Origin of the sequence: Dyella telluris (genome assembly GCF_014297575.1) — a bacterium.
GTDB classification, from domain to species: domain Bacteria; phylum Pseudomonadota; class Gammaproteobacteria; order Xanthomonadales; family Rhodanobacteraceae; genus Dyella; species Dyella telluris.
This window is the reverse complement of the sequence record NZ_CP060412.1, coordinates 3,710,666-3,732,181: the sequence shown is the minus strand read 5'-3', so window position 1 is coordinate 3,732,181 and position 21,516 is coordinate 3,710,666. Positions and strand designations below refer to the sequence as shown.

9 protein-coding genes are annotated in these 21,516 nt (G+C 64.9%); 7 read left to right on the top strand and 2 right to left on the bottom strand.

From position 1 onward, the window contains the following. Positions 1-20: 20 nt before the first annotated feature. From H8F01_RS16350 to H8F01_RS16325, 6 genes are all read left to right on the top strand, one after another. Entirely contained in the window at positions 21-1,226 is a 1,206-nt protein-coding gene (locus H8F01_RS16350; protein ID WP_238481018.1) for a glycoside hydrolase family 27 protein, read from the top strand. Between the two features lie 206 nt (positions 1,227-1,432). Beyond that, on the top strand, positions 1,433-3,394 hold the full coding sequence (locus H8F01_RS16345) for a glycoside hydrolase family 127 protein (protein WP_187056120.1): 1,962 nt from the start codon (positions 1,433-1,435) through the stop codon (positions 3,392-3,394). A 182-nt stretch (positions 3,395-3,576) separates the two neighbouring features. After that, positions 3,577-6,477 (top strand): TonB-dependent receptor, encoded by a 2,901-nt coding sequence (locus H8F01_RS16340; RefSeq protein WP_238481017.1) that lies wholly within the window; start codon positions 3,577-3,579, stop codon positions 6,475-6,477. Positions 6,478-6,721: 244 nt separating this feature from the next. Continuing rightward, on the top strand, positions 6,722-7,825 hold the full coding sequence (locus tag H8F01_RS16335) for a Glu/Leu/Phe/Val dehydrogenase dimerization domain-containing protein (protein ID WP_187056119.1): 1,104 nt from the start codon (positions 6,722-6,724) through the stop codon (positions 7,823-7,825). 1,317 nt (positions 7,826-9,142) lie between these two features. Beyond that, positions 9,143-11,293, top strand: coding sequence for a YccS family putative transporter (yccS, locus tag H8F01_RS16330; RefSeq protein WP_187056118.1), 2,151 nt, complete (start codon positions 9,143-9,145; stop codon positions 11,291-11,293). A gap of 130 nt (positions 11,294-11,423) precedes the next feature. After that, complete coding sequence (locus tag H8F01_RS16325; protein ID WP_187056117.1) at positions 11,424-12,581, top strand: isovaleryl-CoA dehydrogenase; 1,158 nt, start codon at positions 11,424-11,426, stop codon at positions 12,579-12,581. A 1,472-nt stretch (positions 12,582-14,053) separates the two neighbouring features. On the opposite strand, the gene H8F01_RS16320 is transcribed toward H8F01_RS16325, so the two are convergent. Together H8F01_RS16320 and H8F01_RS16315 are read right to left on the bottom strand one after the other, a co-directional pair. Next, positions 14,054-16,957 carry an autotransporter serine protease gene (locus H8F01_RS16320; protein ID WP_238481016.1) on the bottom strand — a complete coding sequence of 968 codons (2,904 nt, stop codon included), beginning with the start codon at positions 16,955-16,957 and terminating at the stop codon, positions 14,054-14,056. Positions 16,958-17,188: 231 nt separating this feature from the next. Then, positions 17,189-20,014, bottom strand: a complete 2,826-nt coding sequence (locus tag H8F01_RS16315) for an autotransporter serine protease (RefSeq protein WP_187056115.1) — start codon at positions 20,012-20,014, stop codon at positions 17,189-17,191. A gap of 234 nt (positions 20,015-20,248) precedes the next feature. Here H8F01_RS16315 and H8F01_RS16310 point away from each other — a divergent pair, with 234 nt between their 5' ends. Continuing rightward, positions 20,249-21,430: an acetyl-CoA C-acyltransferase gene (locus H8F01_RS16310; RefSeq protein WP_187056114.1), complete on the top strand. Its 1,182-nt coding sequence runs from the start codon at positions 20,249-20,251 to the stop codon at positions 21,428-21,430. Positions 21,431-21,516: the final 86 nt, after the last annotated feature.

Sequence of the window (21,516 nt, the reverse complement as noted above, 5' to 3'; positions counted from 1 at the left end):
TTCCGTTGACGAGGTGAACCATGCGATTGTCCCGTTGCATCCTGTTCGCGTTGGGCATGGCAGCAGCATCCGTCGGTAGCGGCGCGCTGGCCGACACCGTGGCGGCAACGCCGCCGATGGGCTGGAACAGCTGGAACTTCTTCGCCGAGAAAGTCACCGACGCCGACGTGCGCGCGGCGGCCGATGCCCTGGTCAGCAGCGGCATGCGTGACGCCGGCTACGTCTACGTCAACATCGATGATGGCTGGCAGGGCGAACGCGACGCCAAGGGCGTGATCCATCCCAACGCACGCTTTCCCGACATGAAGGCGCTGGCGGACTATGTCCATTCCAAGGGCTTGAAGCTGGGCATCTACACCTCTCCGGGCCCCAAGACCTGCGCCGGCTTCACCGGTTCGCTGGGACACGAGGCGCAGGATGCACGCAGCTACGCCGACTGGGGCGTGGACTATCTCAAGTACGACCTGTGCAGCTTCATCGAGGACCAGATGCAGGCCAAGGCGCCGCACGACCCGGCGCAACAGATGCGCCTGATGACCGGCGCCTACGAACGCATGCACGACGCGTTGGCGGCAACCGGACGCCCCATCGTCTATTCGCTGTGCCAGTACGGCTGGGACGCGGTGTGGGAATGGGCGCCCGGCGCGAAAGTCGGCGGCAACCTGTGGCGTACCACGGGCGACATCACGCCTGAGTGGGATCGCATCTACGCCATCGCGTCACAGCAGGCAGGCCTGGCCAGCTACGCCGGACCGGGCCACTGGAACGATCCCGATATGCTCGAAGTCGGCAATGGTAAGCTCACCCCTGCGGAAAACCGCGCGCATTTCAGCTGGTGGGCCATGCTCGCGGCCCCGTTGCTCGCCGGCAACGATCTGGCGCACATGTCGCCGGAAGTGAAGAGCATCCTTGGCAATCGCGAGGTCATCGCCATCGACCAGGATCCCCTGGGCAAGCAAGCCACGCGCGCCTACGCCGAGGGCGAAGTGGAAGTGTGGACACGACCGCTGCAACACGGCGGCATGGCCATTGCCGTCTTCAACGTGGGCAGCGAGCGACATGCGGGCACGCATCCGTTCCGTCTGAACCTGGCCGCGCTCGGACTGCATGGCACCCAGCAGGGCAAGGACCTGTGGAGCGGCAAGCCGGTATCGCTGGCCGATCAGCAGACCATCGCGCTGGCTCGTCACGATGTATGGCTGGTCCGCGTGGACGCACCGCACTGACCTGTCGGCGTGATGGCCGGGGAGTGACGCCGGCCATCATGAACGCTGGCATGGCGGCGGAAAATTATGCGGGATTCCGCACCCGATATCCGCAAATGACACAAGACGTGCCGTCGATGTGACGGCACGATGAAATACATATCGGAAATGCGCATCGCACGTGCATCGCCGGTTCCATGGATGCTCAGACTGGTCGGGGAGGACTCATGCCTGAACGCGTCGATCACCGCAGGCGCTTTCTCAAGCGCGCAGCCACGACGCTGGCGTCGCTTGCGGTGTTGCCCAAAGCCATGGCGCTTGCGCCGGACGTCGCCGATACGTCGACGTCAGCAACGCCTGCCGCTGGCCCCGGTGTACCGGACCAGTCCGTTCGCCGCATGCAATCGTTTGGCCTTGGCCAGGTGCGCCTGCTCGACAGCGATTTCTCGCGGGCGGCAGCCATCAACCAGCGCTACCTGCATACCTTGCCGGTGGACCGACTGGCGCACAGCTTCCGCGTACAGGCCGGCATCGCATCCACCGCCAAGCCTTTCGGTGGCTGGGAAAAGCCCGATTGCGAACTGCGCGGGCATTTCACCGGCGGGCACTACCTCTCCGCCGTTGCCCTCACCTTCGCCACCACCGGCGATGTGGAGCTGAAGCAGCGCGGCGACCAGCTGGTATCCGCACTGGCGGCATGCCAACGTCCGAATGGCTATCTGAGCGCTTTCCCGGAGAGTTTCTTCGACCGGTTGAGCAGCGGGCAGAAAGTGTGGGCGCCGTTCTACACCATCCACAAGATCCTGGTCGGCATGCTCGACATGTATCAGCACACCGGCAATGCGCAGGCTTTGCAGGTGGCCGTAGGCATCGGCAACTGGTCGGTGCGCTGGCTCAACGGTTTCTCCGACGTGGAGATGGCGCACATCCTCAAGACCGAGTACGGCGGCATGAACGATGCGCTGTACGAGCTCTACGCCATCACCGGCAATGGCCGCTACCTGGATGCGGCACACCGCTTTGACCAGGTGTCGCTGTTCGATCCGCTGTCGGCGCATCGCGACGAACTGCAGGGCCTGCACAGCAACACGCAGGTGCCCAAGGTGATCGGCGCGGCCCGCCGCTATGAACTCACCGGCGAACCGCGCTACCGGCGCATCGCGGAATTCTTCTGGGAAACGGTGACGCACAACCGCACTTACGCCACCGGCGGATCGAGCAACGATGAGTTCTGGAACACCCCGCCCGGCGATCTCAAGGGCCAGCTTGGCCTGTACAGCGCCGAATGCTGCGTGGCCTACAACCTGCTGAAGCTGACCCGCAAGGTCTACGCGTGGAACGGTGACCCGCGCGCATTCGACTACTACGAACGCACGCTCTACAACGCGCGACTCGGCACGCAGGATGCCGACGGCATGAAGCTTTACTACTACCCGCTGCAGCCAGGCGCCGCGAAGTTTTACAACTCGCCCACCGATTCGTTCTGGTGCTGTACCGGTTCGGGCGCGGAGGAATTCGCGCGTTTCAACGACAGCATCTACTTCCGCGACGACGACGACCTGTACGTCAACCTGTTCATTCCGTCCGAACTGGACTGGCCCGAACGCAAGCTGCGCCTGCGCCAGGAAACCGCTTTTCCGCGCGAGCCCGTGACCCGCCTGCGCCTTGGCCTGGCTTCGCCCGCCACGTTCGCGCTCAATCTTCGCGTCCCCGCGTGGATCGGCAGCGGCGCGCGCGTGCGGCTGAATGGCCAGACGCTGGATGTGTTCGCTTCGCCCGGCAGCTACCTGACGCTCAGGCGCGAATGGCATGACGGCGACCGCGTCGAGATGGACCTGCCCATGCGCCTCACCACCGAGTCGCTGCCCGGCGACGACAACCTGCAGGCCACGCTGTACGGCCCACTGGTGCTGGCCGCCCGGCTGGGTGACAAGGGCCTGACCCACGACATGCAGTACTGCGGCTACGACGCCGCGCCCAAGCCCGAACCCAAGCCCTGGCCCGCGCCACGCGTCACCGCCGGGCGCGCGGGCGAGGCGCCGTGGATGAATACCTTGTCGGCGCAGGATCTGCGCTTCGAAGCTCACACGCGCGACGGCAGGCTCGCCGTTGCACCGCTCAACCAGGTGTACGGCGAGCGTTACGCCGTGTACTGGCAATCGGAACCCGGCGCGACCGGCAACAGCTGATCGCACCACCCTGCCCGCCGTCGCAACGGCGGGCAACCGAGGGACGCAGCAGGCGTTCGCGCGCCGCCGCGCCTCCACAACGGCAGGACGATCCGGTTGGGCCTGGCCCGACACGGCCTCGTGCTGCCTGCAGAAATGGCCGCTGAACTCCGCCCCAGCCGACACGTCACGCGAGGAACCTCATGCATCCCACGTACGACCCGCCGTCCGCCGCCCGTTGTTTCCGACCTAAACCGCTCGCCCTGGCCCTGATGGCGCCTATTGCCCTGATGGCCGTGCTGATGCCCGCCGCTGCGCAGGCCCAGGATGCGGCACCCTCTACCAGCAATGCGCCACCCAGCACCGACAAGGCCAAGACGCTGGACAGTGTCACGGTGACCGGCTCACGCATTCGCCGCATCGATGTGGAAACCGCCAACCCCGTGGTGACGGTGGATCGTTCGCAGATCGCCGCCAGCGGCAAGGCCACGCTAGGCGACCTGGTGCAGGAGTTGCCTTCCGTCGCCGGCAACGCGACCAACGCCAACACCAACAACGGTGGCGGCACCGGCGCCGCCACCATCTCGCTGCGCGGCATGGGCGACAAACGCACGCTCATCCTGGTCAACGGCATACGTCTGGCCTACAACGACGTCAACAGCATTCCGGCGAACATAATTGATCGCGTGGAGGTGCTCAGCAATGGTGCGTCGGCCATCTACGGTTCCGATGCCATCGGCGGCGTGGTGAATTTCATCCTGCGCGACAAGTTCGATGGCGTGCAGTTTTCCGGCGACTTCGGTGAAAGCAGCCACAGCGACGGCTTCCGCCGTCATTTCTCGCTGACCGCCGGCCACACCGGCGAGCGCGGCAGCATCGTCGCTGGCATCGATCACCAGAGTCTGGATGCGGTGTCGGCCAGCGACCGCGCGTTCTCCCGCGATGCGCTGAACCTGAGCAATGGACAGGTCATCGTGAGCGGTTCGTCGGCCACGCCGGTGGGATCCATCACGCTGCCGCATGCGGTAGCCGGCCAGATCGGCTGCGGCTCGCGCGTGTCGCTGAACCCGGGCGTGAGCGGTACGACCACACTCAACGACTACCACTGCTACAGCAACGCCGACACCTATAACTACCAGGGCGACAACATCCTGCAGACGCCGCAGGAGCGCAACAGCTTCTTCCTGCTGGGCAAGTACAAGTTCAGCGATGCGGTGCAGGGCTACGCCAACTTCTACTACACCAAGACGGAATCCGATTCGCAGATTGCGCCGGTGCCGGTGTTCGCCAACGGCGACAACTTCATCGTGTCCGCACAGAGCTACTACAACCCGTTCGGCGTGAACTTCGGCACCGACCGCGTCACTGGCGACAGCTACGGCGACTTCAACACGCGCTTTACCACGCTGGGCTACCGCCGCTATGTGTACAAGACCTACAACATGCAGTTCACGCCGGGCCTGCGCGGAAACTTCGGCGACAGCTCGTGGCAGTGGGATGCCAACGTCAATTACGGCAAGGTGCGGCAGAAGTCGGTGAACTACGGCTTCCTGGACTATGCCCAGCTCGAACAGGGGCTGGGGCCATCGTTCCTGGACGCCTCGACCGGCAAGGTCACCTGCGGCACGCCCGGCAGCCCCGTCGCCAACTGCACGCCGATCAACATTTTCAACGTCAACGACCCCACCACCATCGCGGCACTGCGCAACATCCAGGTGAACCCCACTGCTACCAACGATTACATCGTCAAGCAGTTCGAGGCGAACGCGAACGGCAACCTGTTCACCCTGCCCGCAGGCGACGTGAGCCTGGCTACGGGCCTGTCCTATCGCAAGGAGAGCACGTCTTCATGGGCGGATCCGCTGGCCGTGGGCGATGCCAACGGCCTGTGCGGCGTGGTGGAGTTCTGCACCACCGTGTTGTCCGGCAGTTTCAACGTCAAGGAAGCCTACGCCGAGGCACTGGTGCCGCTGCTGGCCGACCTGCCCGGCGCACAGGCACTCAACGTGACGCTGGGCTCGCGCTACTCCGACTACAGCACTGCCGGCAGTAACACCAGCAGCAAGGTGGCGCTGGAATGGCGCCCCGTGCAGGACCTGCTGCTGCGTGGCACGGTTTCGCAGGTGTTCCGCGCGCCGAATATCTACGAGCTGTATTCGGGCATTGCCAACGACGCTCCCACGGTCAACGACCCGTGCAACTTCTATACGGGCGGCCATAGCGCGGCGTGTGCCAACGTGCCCACGGACGGTAGCTACCAGCAGGCCAATCCGCAGATCTCCGCCAAGGCGTCCGGCGCCGTGCCTGCCGGGTACCAGCTCAAGCCCGAACAGGGCAAATCGTTCGACTACGGCGTGGTGTACGACCCGCAGTGGTTGCCGGGCCTGTCGCTGAGCGCGGACGTGTGGCGCATCAACCTCAACGACACCATTACCACCATCTCGGCGCAGACGGTGCTCAACCAGTGCTACGCCAATGCGTCCAGCCCGTTCTGCAACTTCATCCACCGCTTCAACACCGGCAACATCAACTACGTGGCCGAGCCCACGGTGAACCTGGGCGCACTCTCCACCAAGGGTGTGGACAGCACGGTGGCCTATCGTTTCGACGAAACGCGCTTCGGCCGCTTCAACGTGCGCCTGGACACCACCTACGTGGCGCGTTACGACGTGAACCCCGATCCGTCCGACCCCACCGCCGTCACCATCCACAATGCCGGCAAATACACCTACGCCTACGGCAACTTCCCGCGCTGGCGCGGGCTGGCCACGCTGGGCTGGACGCACGGTCCGTGGAGCGCGAGCTGGCGCATCCGGTACATCGGCCGCACCCAGGTGGGCAGTGCCGATGAGCAGCAGCAGCTGTCGGCGGACCTGTCCATCCCGGCCGTGGTGCGCCGGGTGGGCGCGTACACCTACCACAACGTCCAGGCCGGCTACGACTTCGCCCCCTGGCACACCCGGGTGGATCTGGGCATCGACAACCTGAGCGACAAGCAGCCGCCCCTGCTGTACCAGAACAACGTGACCAACTCGAACACCGACGTGGCAACTTACGACGTGATGGGCCGCTATTACTGGCTGCGGGCCACGGTGACCTTCTGACCGGCTGGCGTACGGGGCGGTTTACAAAATCCCCCGTACGCCAACGACTTGCGGCATCGCAGCAACCGTTGCCCCGGGGACGTACTAGACTATCGGACTAAATTCACCGCCCCGACCTCTGGTCGGGGTTTTGACTTTAAGGCTGTAGTTAGTACCCCGGCGGGGCCGCACTGGATCGACCCCCGCCTCCATTCCTGCGGCTGCCTTCCCCACAAGCGCCGCCAAACGTGGAGTCTCCGTTCCAATGATTTTCGAAACCATCGCCAAAACGGGTCACGAAGAAGTCGTCTTCTGCCACAACCAGGACGCTGGCCTGAAGGCCATCATCGCGATCCACAACACGGTGCTGGGCCCCTCGCTCGGCGGTCTGCGCATGTGGCCGTACAAGAGCGAGCAGGACGCGGTGAACGACGTGCTGCGCCTGTCCCGCGGCATGACCTACAAGAACGCCGTGGCCGGCCTGAACCTGGGCGGTGGCAAGGCCGTCATCATCGGCGATCCGAGCAAGGACAAGTCCGAGGCGCTGTTCCGCGCCTTCGGCCGCTTCGTCAACTCGCTCAACGGCCGCTACATCACGGCCGAAGACGTCGGCATCGACGTCAACGACATGGAATACGTGTTCCGTGAAACCGAATACGTGACCGGCGTGCACCAGGTGCACGGCGGCTCCGGCGACCCGTCGCCGTTCACCGCGTTCGGCACCCTGCAGGGCCTGATGGCCGCGCTGCAGGTCAAGCACGGCAACGAAGACGTGGGCAAGTACAGCTACGCCGTGCAGGGCTGCGGCCACGTGGGCAGCGAGTTCATCAAGCTGCTGCGCGAGCAGGGCGCCAAGGTGTTCGTCACCGACATCAACAAGGATGCCGTGCAGCGTTGCGTGGATGAACTGGGCTGCGAAGCCGTGGGCCTGGACGAGATCTACGACGTCGACGCCGACGTGTACTCGCCGTGCGCCCTGGGTGGCACGCTCAACGAGCAGACCATCGACCGCATCAAGGCGAAGATCATCTGCGGCGCCGCCAACAACCAGCTGGCCACCGACGCCATCGGCGACGAACTGCAGCGCCGTGGCGTGCTCTACGCCCCGGACTACGCCGTGAACGCCGGCGGCGTGATGAACGTGTCGCTGGAAATCGACGGCTACAACCGCGAGCGCGCCATGCGCATGATGCGCACGATCTACTACAACCTGGGCCGCATCTTCGAAATCTCCAAGACGCAGGGCGTGCCGACCTACAAGGCCGCCGATCGCCTGGCCGAAGAGCGCATCGACGCCATCGGCAAGATCAAGCTGCCGACCATGGGCAACCATGGCCCGCGCTTTGCTGGTCGCATGCGCGGTCAGTAAGTTTCGGGGTAGTTGGTTTGATGAAAACGCCGGCCATGGGCCGGCGTTTTCTTTTGGTGTTCCTGGTGGTTTCCATGCGCGGGGATGCGACGCGGCACGTCTGGCTTCGCCTCTCCTGCGAGGTACCGGGGGTGCTTGGATGGCTGTAGCTGTGCGAAGCAGCGAACGTTGGGGCAGCGCCGAAAGGAGGAAACGCGCTGGTGCTTGTATCGGCGTTTCCTTTTTTGGCTATCGCTCCAGCGGGGCGCATTTCAACAGCCATATGGCTGGTCAAGGTGGGGCCAGCGACTTCGGTTCTTGCCCTCGGTTGTCGCGCTAAGGCGACCGGGCTCGCCTGCGGCGGGCTTCCGACCTCCTGCCGGAGGCCGGGTCACTTTCTCTTGCTTGCCCAAGAGAAAGTAACCAAAGAGAAGGGCACCCCCATCGCGTCGCCGGCCGATAAGGCCGGCCGGTCCGTGAGGGTCGGCCGGGCTTTTCGACAGGACCTCCCTGTCCTGTCGAAAAGGGATCGGCATCCTTGCCGATCCCCCTGCGGGCCTTCTCGTCCGCCCCTCACCGCCGCTCAAGGGGGCGGGTAGGTCAAGAGCCTGGAGCCGAAGGCTCGTGCAGCTGCGCTGCACATCGCGTCCAGGGGCGACGGCCTGTTGAGTGCCGGCTTAGCTTGTCTGTAGGAGCGCACCTTGTGCGCGACCACCTGACGGAGCGGTATCGACACGGCGCTGCGGTCGCGCACAAGGTGCGCTCCTACAGGGGGTCTCTCGCACCGTGTGATGCCCGTTTCTTTCTCACCTCCGTGCTCACCCCAGTCCTCTCCCGAACGGGAGAGGACGAGCGACAGGTGATGTTCAACGTGAACACCCAAGTGGCAAGGAAGGAGGTGCCGCCCTGCGGCACGACGCTCGGCGTTAAGTCCTCTCCGCTTCGGCGCGTTGCGAAGCGCATTGCAGTACCCGCTGTGTAGAGGCGGAGGTTGCCAAGCAACAACGATCCTCAGCCGTTCGGGCTTTTCCTAACGGCATGCTGCGAGCCTTTAAGGCCATTTCTTTGGGTTACTTTTCTTTGGGCCAGCAAAGAAAAGTGACTCGACCTCCGGCAGGAGGTCGAAACGCCTCCGCTGCGTAAGCGGCAAGCTGGCGCCTGCGTGACTACCGAAGGCAGAGTGCAAAGGCACTGGATGACCCACCCTTCGGCAGTCAAACGGCGCCCCCGGCCTACGCCGGAATGACGAGCACAACCGTCCCCGCGTGAACCCAGCCACCCAAAACACCCCAAACCAAAGCACCAACAATCCCCCTGCCGCATCGTATCCTGTCCCCCATGCTCGCCCCCCTCCTCCAGCGCTGGCGTCGCCTCCGCGGCTCCGACCGCTACGCCGAATGCCTGCGTGTGCTCCTGGCGCTGGGTGGCGCGGTTGCCTGGTGCTTCGGCACCGGTCGTGTCAATACGGTCGTGTCGATCCTGCTGGGCGTGATCGCCTGCGCCCTGGCCGAAACCGAAGACCACTGGCGTAATCGCCTGACCACGCTGGTGCTGACGCTGGCCTGCTTCGCCGTCTCCGCGTTCGCGGTGCAATGGCTTTTCCCCTATCCCCTCTTGTTCGCCATCGGGCTCCCGCTGTCGACCTTTGCCCTGGTGATGCTGGGCGCCGCCAGCGAACGCTATGCCACCGTGGCCGGGGCAACCTTGCTGCTTGCCGTCTACACCATGATCGGCGCGGACCAGGCCGCCGGTGGGCCGTGGTGGTACCAGCCTGCCTTGTTGCTCGCCGGTGCCGGGTGGTACGGCGTGCTGTCCTTGTTGTGGAGCGTGCTGGCTCCGCAGCAGGCGTTGCGCTTGTCGCTTGCCCGCCTGTTCGACGCGCTGGCGGACTATCTGGAAGGCAAGGCCGCCTTGTTTACCCCGGTTCATGGCGTCGATCGCGAAGCGCTGCAATGGTCGCTGGCGATGCAGAACGAGCGTGTCGTGGAGGCCCTCAACGACAGCCGTCTGGTGCTGGTGGACCGCATCGGTGCGCGCCGTCCGCGGGGCGCAACGGCCATGCGCCTGCAGATGTACTTCCTGGCGCAGGACATCCACGAACGCATCAGCTCCGCCCATTATCCGTATGACGCACTGGCCGAAGCGCTGTTCCACAGCGACGTGCTGTTCCGCTGCGAGCATCTGCTGCGGCTGGAGGCGCGCACCTGTCGCCAGCGCGCCAGCGCCATGCGCCTTCAAACCACGCCCGTTGCCAACACGCTGAGCGAGGCGACGGTACAGGACCTGCAGGGCTCGCTCACTGCGTTGCGCGAACAGCCGCACCCGCCCGCGGCACACCTGCTCCGTGCGCTCGATGCACTGGTGCGGAACGTGGTGGCCATCCAGCAACAACTGGCCAGAGACAAGCCCGGCGAACTTCCGGGCAACCAGCAGGAGCGTGTGCTGCAGAACCCGGGGCCACAGTCGCCGGGGGAAGCGTGGGATCGCATCCGGTTGCAGCTTACGCCCCACTCGTTTCGTTTTCGCCACGCGCTGCGCCTGGCACTGGCGTTGCTGGTCGGTTATGCGGTGCTGCATGCGGTGCATCCTATGCACGGCTATTGGGTACTCCTGACCACGCTTCTGGTGTGTCAGCCCAGTTACGGCGCCACGCGGGTGCGACTGCTGCAGCGCGTGGCCGGCACTATCGTGGGCCTGGTGCTTGGCTGGGCAACGCTGCGGCTGGTGCCGTTCGGCCCATGGCAGGCGTTACTGATGGTGCTTACCGGCGTGATCTTCTTTCACGCGAGGTTGCGCCGCTACACCACCGCGACCGCGGCGATCACGTTGTTCGTGGTGCTGTGTTTCAACCAGGTGGGCAGCGGCTACGACGTCATGTGGCCACGCATGCTCGACACGCTGATCGGCGCAGCCATCGCCGCGCTGGCGATGCGCTTCGTGCTGCCCGACTGGCAGGGTCGGCGATTCAACGACGTACTGGCCGACATGGCGCGCAGCGATGCGCGCTACCTGCAGCAGATCATCCGGCAGTACGACACCGGCCGTCGTGACGATCTCGATTACCGCATCGCACGCCGCGATGCGCACAACGCCAGTGCCACGCTGAGCGCCGTGCTCGCCAACATGCTGCGTGAACCCGGCCGGCATCGACGCGGCACGGAAACACTGCTGCGTTTCCTTTCCGCCGCGCACACACTGCTGGGCCAGCTTTCCGCGCTTGGCGTGAACCGGGAAGTCATTGCGTCGCCCGTCGCCCGCAAGGCAGTGGACCGGGCCGGCAGGGCCGCCGTCGATGCGCTGGCCCAGTTGGGCGATGCGCTGGCAAATGGGCTCGCCGCGCAGACCGCCACGGACGACGCCACATGGCTGGAACCCTTGGCGTCACACGCCGATGACGAGACGACCCGCCTGGTGCTGGGCCAATTGATGCAGGTACTGGTTCAGCGCGACCGGCTGGCCGAGCTGGCCAATGCGCTGGAACCCGCCTGAGGGCTGGAAAACCAGCGATCCGCGCGGCACGCCGCGACTGAAACGAGGCTGACGGTTGTGCGTCGCGCAACGGCTTGTCACGGACGGCGCGGTACCATGAAGGCCTTCTGCAATTCCGGAGTTGGTAGGTATGCGTCCGTTTCCGTTGGGTGAAGAGATCGATCTGCTGCGCGAAAGCGTGCACGCGTTTTCCGAAAAGGAGATCGCTCCCCGCGCCGACCACATCGATCGCGAGAATCTTTTTCCCGCCGACCTGTGGCGCAAATTCGGCGACATGGGCCTGCTCGGCATCACCATTCCGGAAGAGTACGGCGGCAGCGGCATGGGTTTCCTGGCCCACATGGTGGCGATGGAGGAAATCTCCCGCGCTTCCGGCTCGGTCGGACTTTCCTATGGCGCGCACTCCAACCTGTGCGTTCAGAACATTTTCCACAACGGCAACGAAGCACAGCGCCGCAAGTACATTCCCAAGCTGTGCACGGGCGAATACGTCGGCGCGCTGGCGATGAGCGAACCGGGCGCCGGCTCCGACGTGGTCGGCTCGATGAGCTGCAAGGCGGAGAAGAAAGGCGACGTATGGGTCGCCAACGGCACCAAGATGTGGATTACCAACGGCCCCGATGCCGATGTACTGCTGGTCTACATGCGCACCGCGCCGCGACCCGCTGGCAGTCGCTGCATGACCGCCTTCATCATCGAAAAGGGCATGAAGGGTTTCAGCACCGCGCAGAAACTCGACAAGCTCGGCATGCGTGGCTCCAACACCTGCGAACTGGTGTTCGAGGACTGCGAGATCCCCGAAGAAAACATCGTGGGTGAAGTGAACGAAGGCGTGCGCGTACTGATGAGTGGCCTGGACACCGAACGCCTGGTGCTGTCGGGCGGGCCCATCGGCCTGATGCAGGCTGCCCTGGATATCTCCCTGCCCTACGTGCGCGAACGCAAGCAGTTCAACGCTCCCATCGGCACCTTCGGTGTGATGCAGGCGAAGATCGCCGACATGTACACCGCCCTGCAGAGCTCACGTGGCTTCGCGTACATGGTTGCCCAGCAGTTCGACAACAAGGTGAAATCCCGCATCGACCCTGCTGCGTGTTTGCTCAACGCGTCGCAGAACGCGGTGAAGGTGGCGCTGGAAGCCATCCAGACCCTGGGTGGCAATGGCTACATCAACGAATTCCCGGCGGGACGCCTGCTGCGCGATGCGAAGTTGTACGAGATTGGCGCAGGCACGAACGAGATTCGCCGCATGTTGATCGGGCGGGAGTTGTTTCACGGGAAGGCGTGAGAGGTGACGATGTTCCGGTGATGGGGGATGCCGGGGCTTCGTGGCGCGCTTGCCGCTGGTTTTCTCTTTCGTTTCTATGCGAAGAGATTTGGGGCATGGCCACTGCTGCGGTGATGATGGGCAAGCCTTGCCGCGCGATTTCATCAACGCCGTCACCACAGCGAGGCGCTTTTCAACAGCCGAATGGCTGGTCAAGCTGGGGTCCAGCGACTTTGCGCTCGGTTTTCGTCTTGGCGTTACCGCAACCTGGCTCGCCTGCGGCGGGCTTCCGACCTCCTGCCGGAGGCCGGGTCACTTTTCTTTGCTTGCCCAAAGAAAAGTAACCAAAAGAAAAGGCACCCCCATCGCGGCGCTGGCCGGTGAAGCCGGCCAGTCCGTGAGGGTCGGCCGGGCTTTTCGACAGGACCTCCCTGTCCTGTCGAAAAGGGATCGGCATCCCTGCCGATCCCCCTGCGGGCCTTCTCGTCCGCCCCTCACCGCAGCTCAAGGGGGCGGGTAGGTCAAAAGCTGGAGCCAGAGCCGAATGCTCGTGCAGCTTCGCTGCACATCGCGCCGCTATGCGCGGTGGCGTATTGCGTGGCGGCTGGTCTTGTCGGCGGGAGCGAACCCTGTTCGCGACTCGTGCCACTGCGCTGCACATGGAGTCTCTCGCTGTGACGCCGTATCCGGCACGGGCTTTTCTGTAGGAGCGCACTTGTGCGCGACCACCTGACGGAGCGGTATCGACATGGCGCTGCGGTCGCGCACAAGGTGCGCTCCTACAGGGGGTGTTTCGCACCGTGTGATGCCCGCTTCATTCTCGCCTCAGTGCTCACCCCAGTCCTCTCCCGAACGGGAGAGGACGAGCGATAGGTGATGTTCAACGTGAACACCCGAGTGGCAAGGAAGGAGGTGCCGCGCAGCGGCACGACGCTCCGCGTTAAGTCCTCAGCGCTTCGGCGCGTTGCGAAGCGCTTCGGTGTGCCCGCTGTGTAGAGGCGGAGGTTGCCACGCAACAACGTTCCTCAGCCGTTCGGGCTTATCCCACCGGAATGCTGCCAGCCTTTAAGGCCATTTTCTTTGGGTTACTTTTCTTTTGGGCCAGCAAAAGAAAAGTGACTCGGCCTCCGGCAGGAGGTCGAAACGCCCCCGCGGCGTACGCGGCAACCTGGCGCCTGCATGACTACCGAAGGCCAGAGCAAAGACACTGGATGACCCGCCATCTGGCGATTGAAAAGCGCCTCCCGCCTCCGCAGGAATGACGGTCAAAAGAATGAAGCGGTGTGGCGAAAACCGACCACCAAGGCTCTGGATGACTCGCTGCGCTCGCCCCTTCGGGGCCGCCCCACGGGCGTTCTGCGGCGCGAAGCGAGTCCCGTGTGGCACGCTTCGCGCTTGTACGGCCTACGCCGGAGTGACGGCTCGCATGAGGCAGTGAGGCGAGCCCCCCCTTCCAACCCTCTCCCCGAAGGATAGGGGGAGAGAGCCCACACTCAGAAATTCAGCCGATAGTTGACCATCCCCATCAACCCCTGACTGTTCTGCCCCACATACTGATCCATCCCGAACTGCAGACTCGACCGCACCGACATCGTCCAGTCCAGCGACAACCCCACCTGCCCTTCGTAACGCGACAACCCCACGCCGCCCACGGGTGCCCACTGATCCACACCCGTGAAGCTGGCATCGAACACATCGCCATGCGTGGCGAAGGCCTGCTGCCATTGCACGCGCCCCTGCAGGCCCAGACTGCCGCCACCGGACAGCGACCAGGTATGCCCGGCGCGCACGCCGACACCGGCCTGCCAACGCTCGACGTTCTGCGAGCCAGCCTTCAGCCCGAAACCGTAACCGCCCAGTTCGTTGAAGCCATCGCGCTGGATGTGTGCGTACTGCAGGTTGGCGTAGGGCGTGAACTGCACGCTGCCCAGCGAGACGCGATAGCCGCTTTCACCGTAGGCCACGGCGTAGCGACCATTGGTGTCGCTGGCCACGCCAGCCACGTCGCTGCCCAGTTCGAGGTGGCGACGCATGTTTTCCCGATAGGTGCCGTAACCCAGCCGCCCCATGGAGTACCAGGCGTCCTGCATCACGCCGCCGTAGAGCATGCCTTCGACGGCGTTGCTGGTGCCCTGGTCGGCGTATTCGGCGAGACGACCAAGGCCCTGGCTCTGGCTCACCGCAAAACCCACCACGCCGTTGCTGCCGAGCTTGCGATCCTGGCCGGCCATCCAGCCGTTGAGGTCATAACCCACGTTGCCGTAACCGCTGCGGCTCATGCTGCCGTGGTAACCCAGCGTCTGCGCCCAGCCACCGGTGGTGCGGGCGTCGACCAGCCCGTCGAAGTGATCGGACAAGGCGCGCGTGCCAGCGTCGATGGCTTCAAAGGTCATCGCCGTACTTGCCGCATGCAGCTGCCCGGAAAGACTTTCCAGCGAATGCTGCAAGGCCACCGTGGTCTGCGTCTGCTGCAGGTTGGCCGCGGCGGTGACGAAGTCGGTGCCTACGGGGCTACCGCTTGCGCCTGACGAGCCGGCAGTCTGCGTGACCTGCGAATTGATCACGCCAAACGCGTTGTCCACGCGCTGCGCGGCGCCAAACGATGCCGGGGTGTACGCCATGCCGCTCACGGCACTGGCCTGCACCTGTGACACGTTGAGCCAGGCGCTGGTGCTGTCGTAGTTGAGCGTTGCCGACAGCAGCACGCCCTGGGCCACGTCCAGCCCGGTGAACTGGCCGGTGAGGCCGCCCTTGGCGGTGAGCACGTTGGTGTGCGCATTGACGACATAGCCGTTCATGGCGCCGATGACGTAGAGATTGCCGCCGGCCAGCACCGCCTTGCCGTCGACATTCAGCGAACGGCCCAGCTCGAGGGCGAGCCGACCGGTCTGACCATCAGTGGCCGTAAAGCCCTGGTAGTAGCTGCCGCTGACATGCACGTCGCCGCCGGCGACGACCAGCGTGCCCAGGTTCTGCACGTCAGCGCCGAAGCTGTGCGCACCGGTCATTACGGCATCGACATGGTCGATGTACAGCGGCCCGGCGATGGACGGCGCCACCAGCGTGCCGTGCTCGATCGTCGTGTCGCCGGTGTAGCTCGGCGCCTGCGTGAGCGTGAGCGTGCCAACGCCATCCTTGGTGAGGCCACCTGCGCCGCTGATGGCATTGCCCCAGGTGGAATTGGTGTTGAGCGTGACGCTGAAGGTGCCCCAGTCGAAGCGGCCCGGCCCCTTTACCGCGTTGCCCACATCCAGCGCACCGTAACCAAATACCGGGTCCACGCCTGGTGCGCCCAGATCGTCGGCCGTGCCGAGCAGGGTCTGGCGTACCTGGTCGTTGGTGAAATACGGAAAGGCCTGCCATACCAGCGCAGCAGCACCGGAAACTTCAGGCGCAGCGAGCGAGGTGCCCTTGACGATCCAATAGGTCTGGCTGGTTGCCGTATCGTCCTTGCCGCTGACGATCACGTCGCCCGGTGCCGCCAGGCAGTAGTTCATGGCGACGCCGCACTGGTTGGAGTAACTGGCCAGCTGCTTGGGGTTGTTGCTGTCCAGCGCCACCACGGCCAGCCAGCCTTTTTCCAGATCCTGCGCACCCGGCATGCTGGGCAGCGCAGCCGTGGTGCTGGGATTGGCCTGCGAGTCGTTGCCGGCCGCGAACACCACCAGTCCGCCGAAGTTGTTGATGTAGGTGCTGTAGGCGTCGTGGAAGGCCTTGGTGGTCGCCGTGTCACTCGCACTCCAGGTGATGCCGCCCCAGGAGTTGTTCATCACCTTGGCGCCGGCATTGATCAGGTCGTTGTTCACGACCTGGAAGAACTGCGCCTCGGAAGCGTCCACCGTGGACGGCGGCGTGGTGCCGTTGTCGTCGCCCGACTTGTCCGCAAGGATGCGCGCCGATACCAGCGATGCGCCGGGAGCCACACCGCCGGCAAACTGACCGAAGGCACTGCCAGCGGCGATTTCGGATACCCACGTGCCGTGCCCGATGACATCGTCGACGGCAAGGTTGTTGCTGGCCGGGTCGATGTAGGTCAGCTCTTGGGTGACCTTGCCGGCCAGCGCCGGATGATTGCGCATGATGCCGCTGTCGACCACGCCAATGGTGACACCCGCACCGGTGAAACCGGCCTGCTGCGCCGCCTTGGCATTGGTAAGTGACAGCTGCGCGTCGATCGGCGGCTGGCTGGAAGGGGGTGTCGTCGGTGGCGTGGTGGGCGGGGTGGTCGGTGGCGTGGAACCACCACCCTGCCCGGGCGACGTGGGTGGCGTGTAGCCGGAACTCGGCGGCGTGTACCCCGGACTTGGAGGGCTATACGGCTGCGCGGGTTTGACGTTCCCGTTGCCGCCACCGCCGCAGGCACTGACACCCAGCGCCATCCACACAAGCACAGACATGCGGTGGAAACGCATTCCACCCAGACCACTATCCATAGTTCCCCCTGCGCCCCTTTCGGGCATCCCATGCATCCCTAGCGCGACGGTCCTTCACTGGACTCCGCCAGCACTTCCTGCGGCCATCTTCGCACAACTTTGCGGAGGGATTTTCTTGCGGGCGTCACGGACGGGACAGCCCGCGCCGACGGCAGCCCGTCCCATGATCCGCCGCCGATGGCGGGGGCGACCCGATCAGAACGAGAGGCGGTAGGCCAGCGTGTCCATCTTGCCGTGCTCGTGCTGGGCGACGTATTCGTCCATGCCCAGCGACAGGCTGGATCGCCGCGAGAACGCCCAGTCCACGCTGAGGCCGGCATCGCCGCCGTAACGGGACAGCCCGATGCCGCCTACCGGCGCCCATTGATTGAGCACGGCAAAGCTGGCGTCCAGCACGTCACCACGCATGCTGAAGGCACGCTGCCACAGCAGGTGCGCCTGCACGCTCAGGCGGCTTCCGGCGGAGAAGGTCCAGTCACGTCCTGCACGCAGGCCTGCGCCCGCCTGCCAGCGTTCGACGGCCTGCGAGCCGGCTTTCAGGCCGAAGCCGTCGCCGCCCAGTTCATTGAAGCCGTCGCTGCGGATGTTCGCGTACTGCAGGTTCATGTACGGCGTGACGTCCACGCCGGCCCACCGCATGCGATAGCCGCTTTCGCCGTATGCAACGTCATAGGTGCCGTTGGCGTCGCTGGCGACACTCTCCACATCGCTGCCAAGTTCAACGTGGCGGCGCATGTCCTCTCGAAAGGAGCCCATGCCCAGTCGCCCCATCGCGTACCACTGGTTCTGCACGATGCCGCCGTAGAGCATGCCTTCGACGGCACGGCTGCGCCCCTGGTCGGCGAACTCGTCGAGACGCCCCAGGTCTTCGCTCTGGCTGACAGCGAAGCCCAGCACGCCATTGCTGCCAAGGCGGCGATCCTGGCCCACCATCCAGCCGCTCAGGTCATAACCCACGTTGTCGTAGCCGCTGCGGCTCATGCTGCCGTAGCTGCCGAGGTTCTGATTCCAGCCACCCACGGCGCTGGTGTCGGCGAGCCGGTCGAAGCGTTGCGACAGGGCGCGCGTGCCGGCGTCCATCGCATCGAAAGTCATCGCGGCACTGGCCGCATGCAGCTGGCCGGACAACGAACTCAGCGACTGCTGCAGCGCGCTGGTGGTGGCCGTCTGCTGCAGGCTTGCCGCACCGCTGATGAAGGAACTCGGCAGCGGACTGCCCGTGACGGTGGTGCCGGAACTGCTCTGCCCATTGATGGTGGCGAACGCGCCGTCGACGCGCTGTGCCGCGGCGAACGATGCCGGCGTGTAGGTCATGCCGGTGACCGCGGTCGCCTGCACCTGGCTTACGTTCAACCAGGCATCGGTGGGGTTGTAGTTGAGGGTGGCTGCAAGCAGCACGCCGGTGGCCACATCGAGTGCCGAGAAGGTGCCGGTGATGCCGCCCTTGGCGGTAAGGACGTCCGTATGGGTATTGGCCACATATCCCTGATTGATGCCGGTGATGTACAGGTCGCCACCGCTCAGCGCCGCCGAACCGGTAACGCGCATGGCCGACCCCAGCGACACCGCGAGCCGGCCCGCGCCCTGTTGCGCGTAGTTGCCAGCCACCGTCACATCCGAACCGGCCACCGCCAGCACACCCTGGTTGGTCACCGAGCCGCCGATCGACGGCGTTCCGCTAAGCACGCCCTGCGCCCCGATGCTCACGCTTGATGCCAGCGACGCGGCCACCAGCATGCCGCCCTGCACCTGGGTGAGTCCGGTATAGCTGGACGGCTGCGTGAGCGTGAGCGTACCGCTACCCTGCTTGATCAGGCCGCCTGCACCGGAAATGGGGTTGTTCCAGCTGGAGCTGCCGCTGAAGCTCACGGTGACATCGCCCCAGTTGAACTGCTCCGGCCCGTTCACTGCCTTGCCGACGTCGAGTTCGCCGTAGCCGAAGGTGGCGTTGGGTTGCGAGCCGCCGAGTGGATCGGCCGTGCCGAGCAGCGTCTGCCGCACCAGGTCGTTGGTGAAGTACGGGTAGGCCTGCCACACCAGCGCCGCCGCACCCGAGACCTGGGGCGCCGACAGCGAGGTGCCCTCCACGATCCAGTAGGTTTCGTTGCTGGTGCTGGTGTCGCTCTTGCCGCTCACGATGACATCGCCCGGTGCGGCCAGGCAGTAATTCATGGCGACGCCGCACTTGTTCGAATAGCTTTCCAGTTGCGTCGGGTTGTTGCTGTTGGTCGCCACGACCGTAAGCCAGCCCTTTTCGAGATCGGGCGCCAGGCTGGGCAGCGAGGCGATGGTGCTCGGGTTCGCCTGCGAGTCGTTGCCGGCAGCGAACACCACCAGGCCACCCCAGCTGTTGATGAAGGTGTTGTATGCGTCGTGGAAGCCCTGCGTGGTGGCGGTGTCGGTAGCGCTCCAGCTGATGCCGCCCCAGGAGTTGTTCATCACCTTCACGCCATTGGCGATCAGGTCCGCATTCACCTGGCCCAGCGGAATGGCATCCGAAGAACTCACGGGAGTAGAGGGCGTGCTGCCGTTATCGTCAGGCGCGTTGTCGTCGATGATGCGCGCCGACACGATGTCCGCGCCCGGCGCAATGCCGCCGACGAACTGGCCGAACGGCTTGCCCGCAGCGATTTCCGCCACATAGGTGCCGTGGCCGTTGGCGTCATCCACCTTCAGGTTGTTCGTGCTCGGATCGACATAGGTCAGTTCCTTGATCACGCGCCCGGCCAGTGCCGGGTGGGTGGACATGACCCCGGTATCCACGACGCCGATGGTGACGCCTGCGCCGGTATAGCCCGCGTTGTGCGCCGCATAGGTGTTGGTAAGGCTCAGCTGCGCATCGATGGGTGGCTGCGCCACCGTGGATGACGAAGGCGGGGTCGAGGGTGGGGTCGAGGGCGGAGTGGTCGGCTGCGTGGGCCGCGTATTACCCCCGCCGCCACCGCACGCCCCGAGGCCGAGCGCCAGCCACACCAACACCGCCCCGCGGCGGTAGCGCAACCCATGCATCACCGTATTCATAAGAGGCCCCCGCCCCGTTGGAAGCTTGATTGACGCCAACACTCCCGTCCGCGGCGCGGCTCCCCTGGAACCCCGGTCGCGGGACACCATATTTGCACAACGAAATCGCAACTATATGGCGGCAGAATCCCACGGTGACCGTAAAACCGGCCGGTTTGCCCCCCTATAGGCGGGCTGCGATAATCGATGGACTAAACCGGGGCATCGCCCCATCAAGTACTTGCGGAGATCCCCATGTCGGACGTCAGCGTTGTCATCGCCGGTGCCAAGCGCACCGCCATTGGCTCCTTCCTCGGCCAGTTCACCGGCGTACCCACCCCTACCCTGGGCGCCACCGCCATCCGTGCCGCGCTGGAGCAGTCCGGCCTGGCTCCCGCCGATGTCAGCGAAGTGATCATGGGCTGCGTGCTGCCAGCCAACCTGGGCCAGGCCCCCGCGCGCCAGGCCTCGCTGGGTGCCGGCCTGCCGGTGGCCGCTGGCTGCACCACCATCAATAAGGTCTGCGGCTCGGGCATGAAGGCCATCATGCTGGGCCATGACCTGATCAAGGCCGGCTCGGCCACCGTGGTGGTTGCCGGCGGCATGGAATCGATGACCAACGCACCGCACATGGTCAATGCCCGCACGGGCATCCGCTATGGCGACGGCACCCTGGTCGACCATATGGCGTGGGACGGCCTGACCAATCCGTACGACGGCAAGGCCATGGGCGTGTTCGGCGAGCTCTGCGCCGACAAGTACCACTTCACCCGCGAGGAGCAGGACACGTTCTCCACCCAGTCCGTGGAACGTGCCAAGGCAGCACAGGCATCGGGCGCCTTTGCCGATGAGATTGTTCCGGTGACCGTATCCAGCCGCAAAGGCGATGTGAAGGTTGATACCGACGAGCAGCCGGGTCGCTCCGACGTCAGCAAGATCCCGACGCTCAAGCCGGCGTTCCGCAAGGAGAACGGCACCATCACCGCCGCCAGTTCCTCCAGCATCTCCGACGGTGCCGCCGCGTTGGTTCTTCTGTCGGCGGATGACGCAAAGGCCCGTGGGCTTACGCCTCTCGCCCGCATCGTTGCCCACGCTACCCATTCGCAGGAACCGGAGTGGTTCACCACCGCGCCGGTCGGCGCCCTGCACAAGGTGCTGGAAAAGGCCGGCTGGAAGGTCGGTGACGTGGACCTGTTCGAAGTGAACGAAGCGTTTGCCGTGGTTGCCATGGCAGCTATGCGCGAGCTCGACATTTCCCGTGACAAGATCAACGTCAACGGCGGCGCCTGCGCCCTCGGCCACCCGATCGGCGCCAGCGGTGCCCGCGTGGTGGTCACGCTGCTCAACGCGCTGAAGACCCGCGGCCTCAAGCGCGGCGTGGCGTCGCTGTGCATTGGCGGCGGTGAAGCCACGGCAGTTGCTGTAGAGTTGCTCTGAACCCCTTGGATCGGCGGCCTCTGACAGGTCGCCGATGAAAGGGGGGTTAACCCCATTTGGCCGTTTCACACAAAGATGTGGCGCAT

What these genes read in the sequence shown, in the direction of transcription:
- H8F01_RS16350 (WP_238481018.1), top strand. Translation starts at nt 21, where the DNA reads ATGCGATTGTCCCGTTGCATCCTGTTCGCGTTGGGCATGGCAGCAGCA.
- H8F01_RS16325 (WP_187056117.1), top strand. Translation starts at nt 11,424, where the DNA reads ATGCGTCCGTTTCCGTTGGGTGAAGAGATCGATCTGCTGCGCGAAAGC.
- H8F01_RS16340 (WP_238481017.1), top strand. Translation starts at nt 3,577, where the DNA reads ATGCATCCCACGTACGACCCGCCGTCCGCCGCCCGTTGTTTCCGACCT.
- H8F01_RS16315 (WP_187056115.1), bottom strand. Translation starts at nt 20,014, where the DNA reads ATGAATACGGTGATGCATGGGTTGCGCTACCGCCGCGGGGCGGTGTTG.
- H8F01_RS16320 (WP_238481016.1), bottom strand. Translation starts at nt 16,957, where the DNA reads ATGTCTGTGCTTGTGTGGATGGCGCTGGGTGTCAGTGCCTGCGGCGGT.
- H8F01_RS16345 (WP_187056120.1), top strand. Translation starts at nt 1,433, where the DNA reads ATGCCTGAACGCGTCGATCACCGCAGGCGCTTTCTCAAGCGCGCAGCC.
- H8F01_RS16335 (WP_187056119.1), top strand. Translation starts at nt 6,722, where the DNA reads ATGATTTTCGAAACCATCGCCAAAACGGGTCACGAAGAAGTCGTCTTC.
- yccS (WP_187056118.1), top strand. Translation starts at nt 9,143, where the DNA reads ATGCTCGCCCCCCTCCTCCAGCGCTGGCGTCGCCTCCGCGGCTCCGAC.
- H8F01_RS16310 (WP_187056114.1), top strand. Translation starts at nt 20,249, where the DNA reads ATGTCGGACGTCAGCGTTGTCATCGCCGGTGCCAAGCGCACCGCCATT.